Source organism: Capnocytophaga cynodegmi (genome assembly GCF_002302475.1).
Classification (GTDB): Bacteria; Bacteroidota; Bacteroidia; order Flavobacteriales; family Flavobacteriaceae; genus Capnocytophaga; species Capnocytophaga cynodegmi.
Genome location: NZ_CP022378.1, coordinates 1,727,474 through 1,741,846, shown reverse-complemented (window position 1 = coordinate 1,741,846; position 14,373 = coordinate 1,727,474). Strand labels below are relative to the sequence as shown.

General features: G+C 35.7%; 10 protein-coding genes. 4 read left to right on the top strand and 6 right to left on the bottom strand.

The annotated features are described in order from the left end of the window. Positions 1-141 precede the first annotated feature (141 nt). The 6 genes from CGC48_RS07820 to CGC48_RS07795 form a co-directional block, all read right to left on the bottom strand. Entirely contained in the window at positions 142-1,683 is a 1,542-nt protein-coding gene (locus CGC48_RS07820) for an Rne/Rng family ribonuclease (protein ID WP_018279319.1), read from the bottom strand. 221 nt (positions 1,684-1,904) lie between these two features. Further along, positions 1,905-2,210 carry an HU family DNA-binding protein gene (locus CGC48_RS07815; RefSeq protein ID WP_041989332.1) on the bottom strand — a complete coding sequence of 102 codons (306 nt, stop codon included), beginning with the start codon at positions 2,208-2,210 and terminating at the stop codon, positions 1,905-1,907. Between the two features lie 192 nt (positions 2,211-2,402). After that, positions 2,403-3,629 carry a 3-phosphoshikimate 1-carboxyvinyltransferase gene (locus CGC48_RS07810; protein ID WP_098029141.1) on the bottom strand — a complete coding sequence of 409 codons (1,227 nt, stop codon included), beginning with the start codon at positions 3,627-3,629 and terminating at the stop codon, positions 2,403-2,405. Between the two features lie 94 nt (positions 3,630-3,723). After that, positions 3,724-4,272 (bottom strand): DUF3575 domain-containing protein, encoded by a 549-nt coding sequence (locus CGC48_RS07805; protein WP_041989337.1) that lies wholly within the window; start codon positions 4,270-4,272, stop codon positions 3,724-3,726. 129 nt (positions 4,273-4,401) lie between these two features. Beyond that, positions 4,402-7,155, bottom strand: a complete 2,754-nt coding sequence (locus CGC48_RS07800; protein ID WP_098029140.1) for an outer membrane beta-barrel protein — start codon at positions 7,153-7,155, stop codon at positions 4,402-4,404. Positions 7,156-7,234: 79 nt separating this feature from the next. Then, positions 7,235-7,948, bottom strand: a complete 714-nt coding sequence (locus CGC48_RS07795; RefSeq protein WP_098029139.1) for a FadR/GntR family transcriptional regulator — start codon at positions 7,946-7,948, stop codon at positions 7,235-7,237. Between the two features lie 226 nt (positions 7,949-8,174). On the opposite strand from CGC48_RS07795, the gene CGC48_RS07790 reads away from it, so the two are divergent. The 4 genes from CGC48_RS07790 to CGC48_RS07775 all read left to right on the top strand — a co-directional run bounded on the left by CGC48_RS07790 (position 8,175) and on the right by CGC48_RS07775 (position 14,286). After that, positions 8,175-9,332, top strand: a complete 1,158-nt coding sequence (locus CGC48_RS07790; RefSeq protein ID WP_098029138.1) for an AGE family epimerase/isomerase — start codon at positions 8,175-8,177, stop codon at positions 9,330-9,332. Positions 9,333-9,347: 15 nt separating this feature from the next. After that, positions 9,348-10,916 (top strand): sialidase family protein, encoded by a 1,569-nt coding sequence (locus CGC48_RS07785; protein WP_098029137.1) that lies wholly within the window; start codon positions 9,348-9,350, stop codon positions 10,914-10,916. A gap of 146 nt (positions 10,917-11,062) precedes the next feature. Further along, on the top strand, positions 11,063-13,225 hold the full coding sequence (locus tag CGC48_RS07780) for a hypothetical protein (RefSeq protein ID WP_098029136.1): 2,163 nt from the start codon (positions 11,063-11,065) through the stop codon (positions 13,223-13,225). A gap of 38 nt (positions 13,226-13,263) precedes the next feature. Further along, positions 13,264-14,286 (top strand): hypothetical protein, encoded by a 1,023-nt coding sequence (locus CGC48_RS07775; RefSeq protein ID WP_157909889.1) that lies wholly within the window; start codon positions 13,264-13,266, stop codon positions 14,284-14,286. Positions 14,287-14,373 lie beyond the last annotated feature (87 nt).

The following is a 14,373-nucleotide window of genomic DNA, read 5'->3' as shown; positions in this document are numbered from 1 at the left end:
TATTTTGAATATTACTTTTTTTAATGATTGACTCTGACAAAGGTAATAAATTATTTTTCAAACTTTATGGATTTTTTTCATTTTTCTTTAGATTCAAGAAAACAAAAAAGCTTTGCAATTTCTTGCAAAGCTTTCTATTTTTTAAAGAGGAGTTCCTGCTTTTGTTTTAAAACGATATTCTAAGTAAGAATATGCGTCACGTGGCATAATCTGAATCCATCGTTTGTATTTCAAAAACCATTTAAAACGAATTGAATTCCAACCATTAGTTAAATATGCTGAAACAAAAGGATGAGCATTAAGCACAATCCTTCCTTTGTAAGTTCCCTCCTTAATAATGCTTTCAAGTTCTGTATTGATTTTATCAATCAGAACGATTGGTGCTTCTATTTCACCTTCCTTACTTGGATTTTCTTCCTTAGTTTTGATGTTTAGTTCTTGGCGTACCCGCTGACGTGTAATTTGAATCAGCCCGAACTTACTCGGAGGCAACACCTTATGTTTCGCTCTATCCTCCTCCATTTCTTTACGAAGGTGGTCGAAAAGGATTTTTCGATTGTCTGTATTTGACATATCAATGAAATCCACCACGATAATTCCTCCCATATCTCTGAGTCTGAGTTGCCTTGCAATCTCTGTGGCAGCAATCAAATTTACAGCCAAAGCTGTGGACTCTTGGTCGTTTGCTTTATTAGAATGATTTCCGCTATTTACATCGATAACGTGCAGAGCTTCTGTGTGTTCTATAACCAAATAAGCTCCTTTTGTCATCGAAACGGTGCGTCCAAAAGCTGTTTTTATTTGTCGCTCAATATGGAATTTTTCAAAAATTGGAACCGATGAGCGGTAATGTTTAACGATATTTTCCTTACCTGGTGCAATATTCTGAACATATTTTACAACTTGTTCATACAATAGGTCATTATCTACGTGAATTCCGGAGAAAGTGTCATTAAACATATCACGAAGAATGGCTCCCGTTCGGTTAATTTCACTCATCACCTTCGACGGAAACACCGCCTTATGTATCTTCCTACACATCAAAACCCAACGTTCGAATAAAACTTGCAAGTCCTTGTCTAGTTCCGCAACTTTCTTACCCTCTGCAACAGTGCGAACAATCACCCCAAATCCTTTGGGCTTTATGCTCTGCAGAAGTCGTCGAAGTCTCTCTTTCTCGGCTTTGCTTTCTATTTTTTGAGAGATGGAAATTCTGTCCGAAAAAGGAACCAAAACCAAATATCTTCCTGCAATGGATAGTTCTGAGCTTATCCTTGGTCCTTTGGTCGATATTGGTTCCTTCACAATTTGGACTAAAATAGGCTGATTTGCCTTCAGGACATCAACCACACTGCCATCTTTGTTGATGTCTGGTTCCAAGGGAAAGTCTTTCAAAGAATAATCTTTCTGTTTCCCTGAAATTACCTGCTTCACAAATTTTAATAATGAGGCAAGTTGCGGACCCAAGTCGTGATAATGCAAGAAAGCATCTTTTTCGTGACCTACATCTACAAAAGCGGCATTAAGCCCTTGAATAGGTTTACGTATCTTGGCAAGCATAATATCGCCTACTCCCAATCCGTTTGAACCTTCTTCTTTATGAAGCTCAATTAGCCTTCCTTCTTTCAATAAAGCAAAATCTATATAAGAGGAACCAGAACGAATGATTAATTCTTTATTCACTCTTTTTTGGATTTTTGTTAAACACTATTTAACTGATTATGAATACTTTTTATTCATATCAGTTTTTTTCAAAGAACATTTCTTAAAAGAAGAAAAAAGTAGTTAAAAACTACTTTTTCTTCTTGTGGCGATTAGCTCTCGCTCTTTTTTTACGTTTGTGGTTTGCTACCTTATGTCTTTTTCTTTTTTTTCCGCTTGGCATAGCTTATCTCCTTAATTAATTATTTCTTTTTACTTGATTTTACTTTAACTTTAGCTTTTACACCTTCAACAAAAACTTTTGCAGGTTTAAAGGCAGGAATGTTGTGTGCAGGAATTTTCAAAGTAGTATTTTTAGAGATGTTTCTTCCTGTTTTTTCTGCTCTTGTTTTGATGATGAAGCTACCAAAACCTCTCAAATACACGTTATTACCACTTTCTAAAGAAGCTTTCACCTCTTCCATAAAATTCTCTACCGTTGCTTGAACGTCATTTTTATCAAGACCCAACTTATCAGCGATCTTTGATACGATTTCTGCTTTTGTCATTTTATATATTTTTTATATTAATATTTTTGAATAAAATCGGAGTGCAAAGATATAAATTAATTATTTAAAAAACACAATGTTAGCACTTTTTTTTCATTTACACCCTCATTTTTAGTGGTTTTAAACAAAACACAATCGTAGCGATCTGATTTTCAATAAATAAAAAACACATCACTATATCAAAAACCTTATTTAACCTATCTCATCTTGAATAAGTACGCTCTCTACATCTTTCCAAAAATTAGGATATGATTTTGAAACCACTTCAGAATCACAAATTATGATATCTGTTTTGAGCATTAACGGAGTGAAAGCCATAGCCATACGATGATCATTGTAAGTTTCAATACTCACATTCTGACGAATTACTCCTCCTGATTCTAAAAATAAAGCCTTATCAGATACTTCTATTTTCGCTCCCAATTTCGATAATTCTGTTTTTAAGGCCTCCAAACGGTCTGTTTCCTTAATTTTCAAGGTATGAAGTCCTGAGATTTCACAGGCCAATCCTAATCCAAAGCAAGTTACAACAATGGTTTGAGCTATGTCAGGAGCATTTCGTAAATCATACTTAAAAATCAAATCTTTAGCCAATTTAGTTTTACGAATTATGATTTCATTATTAGAAAAGATTGTTTCAACGCCGAAAAACGTATAAATTTCCGACAAAATACTATCTCCTTGCAAACTATTCTCCTTATAACTACTTAATTTTAAATATATTCCTATATCCGACAATGCCACAAAAGAATACCAATACGAAGCAGAACTCCAATCCGATTCCACAGTGATTTCTTTTTTCTGAATATTTTTTAAAGGTTGGACACATATCGTATTTCCTTCAAAATCAGAACTTACACCAATTTCAGAAAGCAAGGATAAAGTCATTTCGATATAAGGAACAGAAGTAAGTTCTCCTTGTAGCTTTATTTTCAAACCTTTAGAAAGAAATGGAGCAATCAGCAATAATGCAGAAATATACTGACTACTTACATTAGCCAACATAGTTACCTCACTAATTCCCAAACTTTTACCTTTTATATGTAGCGGTGGATAGCCTTCATTTTCCAAATATAAAATCTCTGCTCCCAAATCTTGAAGGGCTTGTACCAAAATATGAATTGGACGTTGTTTCATTCGAGTTGAACCTGTCAGAATCACTTCTTTTCCTTCTTGAATGGCAAAGAAAGCAGTCAAAAAACGCATTGCAGTTCCCGCGTGATGAATATCTATTTTACCTGTTTGTTGCTGAAGAGCTTTTCTCATCACTTCAGAATCATCTGACTCAGAGGCGTTTTTCATAACAATCTCGGGATAAATAGCTTGTAGTAATAACAAACGATTAGTTTCTGACTTTGAACCTGAAATTTCAATTTTCTTTCCAGAAATCAATATTGATTTCGGCAATTTTTTATCCATAATTTGTCTATATTCATCACAAAAATAAAAAATACCTGAAAAACAACAAAATGTATTGTTCCTCAGGTAATTTTATAGAAATTTATTGTCTAAACTAAAATCGATAGCCTACACCAAAAGCACCTCGCCCCACAAAAGGAATATACCCGTTGTAAGCAGAACGTGGAACACGTCCTAAACCTGTACTAAGTTCAAAACTGAAATTTCTTCTTATCCATTTCACTCCAAAACCAAGTCCAAGAGCAACATTAGTTTCCCTTTCTATCTTTCTCAACGAATAACTCCTGTTATAATCATAATAATCTATAAAATTATCTCTGTTGAAGAACATAAGAAAGGTCTCTAAAAAGAATCCTGACACAGGCTTCTTCCCGAAATAATACCTTCCGAAAGCAGTTACGTTGTAATTCATACCAGACTCTAAATCAGAATCTTTGTATGCTAAAATCAAAGAAGAACCTCCTACTGAACAATCATAATTCAAAGCCCGTTCGTATGAAAACTCCATTCCTTCAAAAAGCAAAAGAAGAGCATTCAATCTAAGTTCATTCTTTCTAAAATCTGGATTTAACTTTCTGGAAGTTTCCTGCGAGTACGCTATTAACGAAGAAAGTAGCAGTAAAAAAACAAAACATCTTTTCATAAATATAAAATTTCTGTTGAAGTTATTGATACAAAAATATATACTTTAAAATAAAAAACAAAACTGGTTTACGTCTTTAGCTTATTAAATACAATTAAATGACAAACTTATCTGAAAACTTTCACATTACTACGTCTTCGGTTTTGATTGCTTTTTACCACCAACTTTGTTGATTTTGTATGAAAAACTAAGTATAAAATATTGTTTAAGCATCAGTTTTTGTGAGTCTTGCACGTAATCTTGTGTGATGGTTCGCCACGCATCTACGGTTTGGTTTAGCAAATCGAAGGCTTTAAGTTGCAAAGTGGCTTTTTCACCCAAAAATTTATAGCCCAAACTCATATTCCAATAAAAATAAGTTTTTCTAAAACCATCATTCATATAGGGTTGATAAGAAAACTCAATATCACTACCAAAAATCACATTTTTAGGTACATATGTTGTAATTCTAAACGAAGCACGTTGCCCTGAATAATTCTGATTTTTAAAAACTTTCAAATCATAATTAGCTTTTTTAAACCAAGGAGAGTATTCAAAATCCAAATCCACTTTTTCGTCGTAATTATATTCCAAATTAACGGTCGGATATAGCCCATAATTGATTATGGCATAACGCGTTCCGTTACTAAAAAGATTATTTTTATCAATACTTCCAAAAAAGCCCAATCTGTATCCGATTTTATTTTTATCCAACTTGTATGATTTGTTAAAATTACCAGCTCCATTAATCAAAAAATCGCCATCAACATTAGTGTAGGTGGTTTTTCGAGTCAAATCATCATTGGTTAAAGTAATTGACGTGATTTTATCTTCCTGAAATTCAGTAGTAAAATATACAAATATTCCACTACGGGTCTCCCAATTGTAATTGCTGAAAGACATACGAAAAGCATTTATAAAAGAGGGTTTCAAATCCGGATTTCCAGTAAATGTATGTAGCGGATTATTCACATTATCAATAGGTTGCAACTGAGTTACGCTCGGTACGCGTGTACTGGTATCATAGCTAAAATTGATACTTGATCCTTTTTTCATTTCGTAATTCATTCGGAATCGGAAATCTGGGTTTCGAAACGTTTTATCTAACTCCAAATTCCGAAGAAAATCCTGATTCTCAATTCTATTGTAAATCATTCCCACATCGCTATTAAAACGGAATTTCCCCGTACGCCATTCAAATCCGACTTCGGGTTTGTGCCGTGTGTTTTCCGTCAGAAAATCAGAACTTAATGCTGTATTAAAATCGGTATAATTTCCGTTAGCATCTACATCATAGGTATTTACGTTATTTTTAGCATCGGTTTTAGATAGATTATATCCCGCCCGAAGCAAAAAATCTTTGAAAAGCGGATAACGAAGAGTTGCCCGAACATAGTAATGGTCACTTCGGTTATCGGTATCTTGGTGTTGGTCACGAATTTGTGTGAACGGATGCGGATGGCTTCTGAAAATCACACGTGTATTGTACAATTCTTGTTCTCGTTCTGAACGATTGTTAGTGTTTGACAGAGATATTCCCCACGAACCTTTTGTCCCCTTAAAACGCCGATTGAAAGAAACCCGATTTTCAAAATTCACATTATGATTATGCGAATTACTTTTGGAAAGACTCTGATTTACAGGATTTCTATCACTATCATAAGAGGCTTCTTCGCTTTTGTTACTGCTATTACCTTTACTTACAGCAATTCGCGGACGTACCGAAATTTGAGTCAACGAATCGATTTTGTATTCCAATTCACTTCGGAAATTGTGCGAATCATTCCACGAATTGCCCCACTGCTCGTTGCGTGAAAAATAGTGGCGGTCGGGCAAGGTAGTTTCTCGGTCGTTTCGTGAGTAAGATTCGTTATCATTGTAGGTATAAAAATAATTGCCGTCCACTTCCATCGTTTTGCCGTACTCATCTACATAACTTATTCCTGCAATATGCGATTGATTAAATCCGTCACTGCCTCCAAAATCCATTCCGTCCATAGAAATTCTACCCCGTGAAACAGTACGACTTTCCACATTACCCATCATTCCAAAGATTTCATCATATTGAAACCCTAAAGTATTGATATTATTTGAACTACCTAATACGGAAACACGGGTTTGGTCTTGAAAATAATTTCCAAAACCATTGAGTTCGTAGCGGTCTTTATTACCATACCCCACGGTGGCTCGTCCGAAATAGCCTTTGTTTTTATCTTCTTTCAGTACAATGTTTATCGACTTATTGTTCGGGTCGCCTTCTTCTTTGGTAAATTTCTGTTCTTTGGTTTTGGTATCACTCACTTGGACTTTCTTGACGATTTCTTTGGTAAGATTTTTTGTAGCGATTTTAGGATCATCAAAAAAAGGTTTTCCGTTTACCAGAATTTCGTTCACGGGCGTTCCGTTTACCGTAATGTTTCCTTTAGCATCAACCTCAACGCCCGGTAGGTTTTTAAGCAATTCTTCTACCGTAGCATCAGGGCGAAGTTTGAAAGCATCAGCATTGAATTCGAGGGTATCTTTTTTCACCGTAATGGGAATAGCTTCGGAAAGCACCGTAACTCCCTCTAATTCTTCGGATTGCATCTCCATTTGGATAAGCCCCAAATCGAGTGTCCCTTTGGGTGTGGTAATTCGTTTCTTGTAAGGAGCATTCCCAATGTGAGTGATGAACAAATCTAACTCTTGCTCTTGGGTTTTGCCTTTTAAATTGAAAATCCCTTTGGCATCAGAAATGGTGTAATTCACTAAAGTAGAATCTTTTACCGATTTTAAAAAGACTGTAGAAGCTTCAAGAGGTTTTTGAGTAGATTTGTCGTACACTTTTCCTGTAATGGTAAATTGTTGAGAATAAGCAGAAAAACTCAGAAATAATAGAAATAGCAATGTGAAATTCTTATTCATTTTGGTTGTTTTTAGAAATAATTAGCAAAAGTAACTATTCAAAATAGTTTTAAAATATACTTTACAATTAAGTTAAAAATTAAATTACTCTTCGTGTTCTCATTCTTTGAAAATGAGGACTTAAGTGCATACGCATTGCCTCTCTGAATGACTGTGGAGTACCATTTTTGAGTTCTTCCACCAAATCCAGATGTGTAACTAATGTATTCCCTTCATTTAAATTGGTAATTTCTTTTTCCTGAAAATCGTGAACATACTGAAAAACAGGAAGTAACATCTCTTGAAAACGCAAAAGTGTCTGATTATTAGCCATTTTATAGAGTGTACTATGAAACATAAATTCATCTTTCAAAGAAAAATAATTATCTACATACTCATAATTAGCCTCTCTTGCCAATCGCTCCAATTCAGCAACTTGCTCTGGAGTTTTCCGAGCAAAAACAAAATCAACCATACCAATTTCAAACATCAAACGAAATTCAAACAAATCTTGCAATGTATTCTCGTCCAACATCTTAGTATCAATTGCTTTTTGAATATTATTAATCAAGTCTGGCTCTTTTAAAATCATTCCGCGATGCTTTTTTGATTCCACTAACCCCAAGGTACGCAAACGCGACATTGCTTCGCGGACAGCTGTTCGGCTCACTCCCAACCATTCAGCCAGTTCCATTTCTTTTGGAAGAGCATCTCCAGGTTTGAGCTTATGTTCTTTAATATGTTCCATAATATGCTTTTCAATGCGATCAACCAATGTGATATTTTCAAGGGGTTGAAACTTGATTTTTTCCATACTTAATTGCAATTAAAACGTAACAAATACGAGCGAAATAAAAAATAATCCCTTTTTATATTCGACTTTTTTCCATATTTTTGCCTTTGTTAGGTGGCGATTAACTTTATCTTTTTTCAAAAACGATGCTAAAATATTTTTTTATCATAAAAAAAGCAAATTTTTGCCATAAAAAAAGTGATTTTAATACAAAGTTAAATAATTCAAACAAAATCAAAATTGAAAAATGAAACATAGCGAACTTTACAAAAAAACATTACTAGAAGATGTTATTCCTTTCTGGGAAAAACATTCGTTAGACCACGAATTTGGCGGATATTTCACTTGCCTTGACCGCGAAGGAAACGTTTTTGACACCGATAAATTCATCTGGTTGCAAGGGCGACAAGCGTGGACCTTTGCAATGCTTTACAATCAGGTAGAGAAAAACCCAAAATGGCTTGAAATCTCAAAATTAGGCGTTGAATTTCTGAAAAATCACGCAATAGACAGCGACGGGAATTTCTATTTTGCAGTCACTCGCGATGGCAAACCGCTGGTTCAACCTTACAACATTTTTTCGGATTGTTTTGCAGCGATGGCTTTCAGTCAGTATGCAAAAGCCTCGGGCGATGAAACTTATAAAAAACTGGCTATCAGTACATATCACAACATATTAAAAAAACAAAACAATCCCAAAGGCAAATACGAAAAAACAACCGATGTGCGTCCGCTCAAAGGGTTTTCACTCCCGATGATTCTTTCTAATTTGGTTTTGGAATTGGAAAGCGTTCTTTCGGAAGAAGAAATCAACAAAACGATAGATTTCAGTATCAACGAAGTAATGAACGTGTTTTTAGATGCTGAAACGGGAATTATTTTTGAGAATGTTCGCCCTGACGGGAGCAAAGAAGATAGCTTTAACGGTCGATTGCTAAACCCCGGTCACGGTATCGAAGCGATGTGGTTTATGATTGATATTGCCGTACGTCGTGGTGACCAATCGCTCATCGAAAAAGCGACACAAACCATTCTTAACATACTCAATTACAGTTGGGACGAAAAACACGGAGGCATTCTGTATTTTATGGATTCCAAAGGAAATCCGCCACAACAATTGGAATGGGACCAAAAACTTTGGTGGGTGCATTTAGAAACTTTGGTAGCACTTTCAAAGGCGTATTTGCACACCAAAAACTCGGAGATTTGGACGTGGTACGAAAAAGTTCACAACTATGCTTGGTCGCATTTCTCTGACCCTGAGTACGGTGAATGGTTCGGTTACCTGAATCGTGAAGGAAAACCTTTGCTCACTCTTAAAGGCGGAAAATGGAAAGGTTGCTTCCACGTACCGAGAGCTATGTTCCAATGTTGGAAAACTTTTGAAAAAATTGAAAATCAATAAATAAAACGCATCATAATGAATCGAATTTTTTATCTTTTATTCGCTTTTGTTCTTTTGTCGGCTTGTGGAAGCCAAAAAAACGTAATCGGCGGAGGCGAATTTACACAGCCCGAAATGCCTTTGGTCACAGGCAAGGAGAATTTATTAGCTTCTTTCAAGTTAGCTACTAAAAATTTGAATGCTATCACAGAGGTAAAAGTTTTACTCAAATCCGAATTAAAATCTTTGGATTTAAGTGAAATAGCTATCTATGTAAGTGATAAAGAAAACTTTAAAGAAGCACAACAATTCGCTTCTACTAAAAACGTTCAATCGACAACACTTCTGAAAGGTAATTATTTGCCCAAAACTGAAAACACTTATGTTTGGGTGACAACAAAAACCACTGAAAATCCGAATCTTTTGAACAAAATTAAAGTTTTTCAAATCGAATTTTTATCAAATGGGTCACGATACGTATATGTAAATCCGAAAAGTGCTTCACAACGCTTTGGGATAACGCTTCGCGATAAGAAACAAGACGGCATTGAATGTTATCGTATCCCTGGATTGGCGACCACCAACAAAGGAACGCTCATCGCGGTGTACGACAATCGTTACAACAATTGCAAGGATTTGCAGGAAGATGTAAACGTAGGAATGAGCCGAAGCACCGATGGCGGACAAACTTGGGAACCGATGAAGGAAATTATGGATTTGGGCGAATGGGGCGGACTTGATAATCGTCTCAACGGAATTGGCGACCCTGCCGTATTGGTTGATAAAACTACAGGAACAATTTGGGTAGCAGCGTTTTGGCTCCACGGACACGATAAAGACAAAATGGCGTGGTGGGCTTCCAAACCAGGTATGACACCCCACGAAACCGGTCAGTTGATGCTCGTTAAAAGTGAAGATGACGGCATCACGTGGAGCGAACCTATCAACATCACGGCTCAAACCAAAGACCCGAAATGGTATCTTTTCTTCAACGGACCAGGTAGTGGCATTTCCCTAAACGATGGAAAAATAATGTTTGCGGCACAATACAAAGATGAAAACCAAGTACCACATTCTACCTTAATATATAGCGACGACCACGGAAAAACGTGGCACTGCGGAACGGGAGCAAAATCGCACACCACAGAGGCTCAGGTGGTTCAGCTTTCTGACGGAAGTATAATGCTTAATATGCGTGACGACCGAAATCGGCAGAATTACACGCTTTCCGATGCCTTTCACGGACGTTCAGTGGCTGTTACTCGCGATTTTGGAAAAACGTGGACAGAACACAGCACATCACGTAAAGCACTAACCGAGCCCAATTGTATGGCAAGTATCATTTCACTGGATAAAAATGGGAAAAAATATCTATTTTTCTCCAATCCAGCAGATGCCAAAAAGCGTGTGAATATGACCATAAAGGTAAGTGATGATGACGGTAATACGTGGGACAAACTCCCAACCCTAAAACTTTATGAAAACGAAGGATTTGGGTATTCGTGTATGTCGATTATTGACGATAAATACATCGGAATACTTTACGAAGGCGCAGGAGACTTGATTTTTCAAAAAATACCAGTTGAGGAATTAATTCAAAAATAGTTTTTATCAAAAATGATTCATAAACTCTTACGTTTTTCGTAAGAGTTTTGTGTTTATTATTTTTTAATCGTTAAAATTTTGCAGTATTCTTTTTTTGATATACATTTGCACACCAGAAATACAATGCCATTTCTACATCTTTTCAGATGACTAACTCACTCAAAATAAAGCTTATTTCGTGTTTGATATTCTCTTTTTTAGGAGAATATTTCTTGTATTCTCAATGCCAAGGCGGAACGCAAATAGGACAAGTGGTTACGCCAGAGTGGGGACTTGGAGATAATGCAGGAATAGAGGCTCCTATAAGCAAAAACAACTATATAGCACTTAATGTAATAAAAGGCATTCAATATGAGATTGATGCACATAAAACGAATCTTAATATTTGCTCAGGAGAACATGAGATACATGTAGACAATACTTCTTCATCATTTTTCAGTCCAAAAACAACATTTACTGCCCCTTTCTCTGGGGAGTTAAAAATTTATTATAGAGGCGTATTTAGTAGAATTAAGATCAAGGTCGCTGGAAAGAGAAACACAACAGACATACCCAACATACCACCCTCTGAGGTAAACAAATGGCGAATTCATTTTTATGGAGAACAAAACAATATTGCTCCAGAAAGTGGAAGAGATGTCCTATTCGAAAATTATTTAGGATATCGAGATGAAAATGAAAGTTTTCATTTCTATAGTTCACATATCAATATAACCCCTATAAGTGTTTTATCCAATAATTTTGAGAGACTTAAAGTTTCTAATTACTTCTCTACCAAAGCCTTTATGAAAACCACCCGAAAAGGTTTATATTATGTTACAATGGGAGCTGATGATGGTACTCGCCTGTCTGTGGACAATCAACCAGTCTATAACAACTGGAGAACCAGCCATAGCACAGGCTATAACCCAGTTGAGAATCAAATTATTAAACTAACGGGAAACAACACACTCAATTATGAATACTTCAATAAAGGTGTACCTTTCAGATATTTATTTGAAATTAATGATCATAACAAAATTATTGAAAACACCATTATTGGAGATCAGACTATTTGCCAAGGTGAGCAAGCTTCTACTATAACGGGAGATGACTTTAATAGAAGACAACAGCAAGGCTATAATATGGTATTTGACTTCCAATGGTATTACACAAAGTCTTTAGATGATAATAAGCATACCTATATCATTGGAGCCACTTCAAAAGATTATACGCCAGATACACAAACCACCCCTTTTAATCAACCAGGAGTGTATTACCTTTTTAGAAGAGCTTCAGTTCGTTTCAAAAATATTGGAATGACCGAAAAAAGGGAGAATATTCTTTCTAATCCTGTAAGAATAGAAGTTTTAAAAAAACTTGATGTCAGCATAAGACCTAGTTCAAAAAAGCTTTGCCAAGGAGGGAGTGCTGAAATTAGAGTTGTGGTAAATAGTGGTAGTGGAGGAACACCGCCTTTTACACTTTCTTATAAGCTAAATGGTGTGACTTTACAGGTCAAAAGCAACGAGAATACTTTCAATATTCCTATCAATTCCAACCAAACAGGAACATTTAAGTATGAATATGAATCCATCACTGATGGCAAAGGCTGTACAACCTCAATACACAAAACTGACAATATTACAATAAATCCTTTGCCTACAGCTACATTCTTGGAGAAGAATACCACGCTATGTTTAAACACTTCAAAAGCACAAATTCCGTGGGTTACTTTTACAGGAAAACCTCCCTTTACCGTGAGGGTGAAAGCTACAAAGACGGGAGAAACTCCTAAAGAAAAGGAATTCCCATTGGAAAATAACCAAAATAGTTTGGTTATAGAACACATTCCTAATGATAAGGGCGAGTTCACTTATGAGATTTTATGGGTTAGAGACGCAAACAGCTGTACTACGTATTTCACTGACAAGAAGAAGGTAATAAATGTAGTAGCTCCTTTCATAGCTCCTTTCCAGGATGTTGCGTGGTGTTTGCCCGAAATTGTATCGGCGGTTTATGATAATAACGGAAACACCATCATAATGGAAAATAGTTATGTATTACCTTTGGGAGATACGGCACTTGATGTAGTGGTAAATTCAGTTCCTTGTTGCCCAAATCCTACCTTGAAATGGACAATCAATAACGATTTGAGTAATACACGAACGGGGCAACCCTCCACTTTGGGGAATATATCTTTTGAAAATGCAACTTCCTCCGATAAAACTTATACCATAACCTATTGGCTAGAATGCAACGGACAAAAATATAACCATATAACCCGACAAGTGCGGATTACCCCACGACCTAACCTTGAATTTCAATAAAATATTAATAAATAATTATTAACTCTAATTTTTTAACAATGAGAAAGTTAATTTTAAGTATGGCTTTAGCCATTTTATCAGTAGGTGCTTATGCACAGGGTACACCTGCAAATAATTGTACTCCAACCCCAAACAAGCCTGAAATAGGCACCACCTATACCTATGAAGTTAGCATTACAGGAGGAACTGCTCCTAATAATTTCGATGGAAATGGAAACTATCAATGGTACGTAACCAAAGATGCCAATCTGTTAAATACTGCAAACATCTTACCAGAAAACAATAATTTCTTTTCTTTGAGAGGAGGATCGCCTTATAATGCTAACACAGGGACAAGCAAAAGCCTTCAGTTAGCTTGGAAGCCTGATGCTTTAACCGATGCGAATCCTTTTTATTTAGTAATTAAATATACAGAAACTAAAAATGGATGTAATGCAGTAAACTTGAAAGCAATGGAAATCAAACCTTTGAATAAATTCACATTGGAAATCAAACCTGTAATAGATAATGCAGGAAATCCTTTTGTGGGCAATCCTCAAGTTTGTTCTGCTGACATTACCTCTGCTACTATTGAAGGAGACAAGGTAAGGTATATTTATGGCACAAATACCCTTTACTATAAAGTTACTATGACTGGCTTTTCTGGAGAATGGAAACCAACCATTACATTACCTAATCTTGCAGGAAAAGATAACTCTGTTGGAAGAAAGTACACTTCTGTTAAATGGAATGGAGGTGCTGGAAATACATTTGAAAATTTTGGAACGTTAACCAATGATGGAAATATGCAGACAATAACCTCAGTAGATAAAACCAGTAAAACCGAATTTATTTTAGAAGTAACAATTGATAATGGCACTTACGAAGGCTTAAATGATGAGGCGATTGAAGTTGCAACAAAAGGACAGATGGTTCTTGCAGACGGAAGTTTAGGAAAAAGAGACGTTGATAATAACTGCATAGAGTTAACAGACGGAAACGATAAAAAAACAAATCAAAAAATATTGGCTCGTCCTACCATTACAGCTGACTCTGGTGAGTTTATAATTCAAATTCAATAACATAAGCTAATAACTTTCTCAAAATATGCAGCGTAGTTTTCTGGAGGTTTTTATACTCCAGAAAATTACAACTCTTACAGAGAATAT

Bases quoted from the DNA above. Each gene is read 5' to 3' on its own strand.
- CGC48_RS07815 (WP_041989332.1), bottom strand. From the start codon at position 2,210: ATGACAAAAGCAGAAATCGTATCAAAGATCGCTGATAAGTTGGGTCTT.
- CGC48_RS07810 (WP_098029141.1), bottom strand. From the start codon at position 3,629: ATGGATAAAAAATTGCCGAAATCAATATTGATTTCTGGAAAGAAAATT.
- CGC48_RS07805 (WP_041989337.1), bottom strand. From the start codon at position 4,272: ATGAAAAGATGTTTTGTTTTTTTACTGCTACTTTCTTCGTTAATAGCG.
- CGC48_RS07800 (WP_098029140.1), bottom strand. From the start codon at position 7,155: ATGAATAAGAATTTCACATTGCTATTTCTATTATTTCTGAGTTTTTCT.
- CGC48_RS07795 (WP_098029139.1), bottom strand. From the start codon at position 7,948: ATGGAAAAAATCAAGTTTCAACCCCTTGAAAATATCACATTGGTTGAT.
- CGC48_RS07790 (WP_098029138.1), top strand. From the start codon at position 8,175: ATGAAACATAGCGAACTTTACAAAAAAACATTACTAGAAGATGTTATT.
- CGC48_RS07785 (WP_098029137.1), top strand. From the start codon at position 9,348: ATGAATCGAATTTTTTATCTTTTATTCGCTTTTGTTCTTTTGTCGGCT.
- CGC48_RS07780 (WP_098029136.1), top strand. From the start codon at position 11,063: ATGACTAACTCACTCAAAATAAAGCTTATTTCGTGTTTGATATTCTCT.
- CGC48_RS07775 (WP_157909889.1), top strand. From the start codon at position 13,264: ATGAGAAAGTTAATTTTAAGTATGGCTTTAGCCATTTTATCAGTAGGT.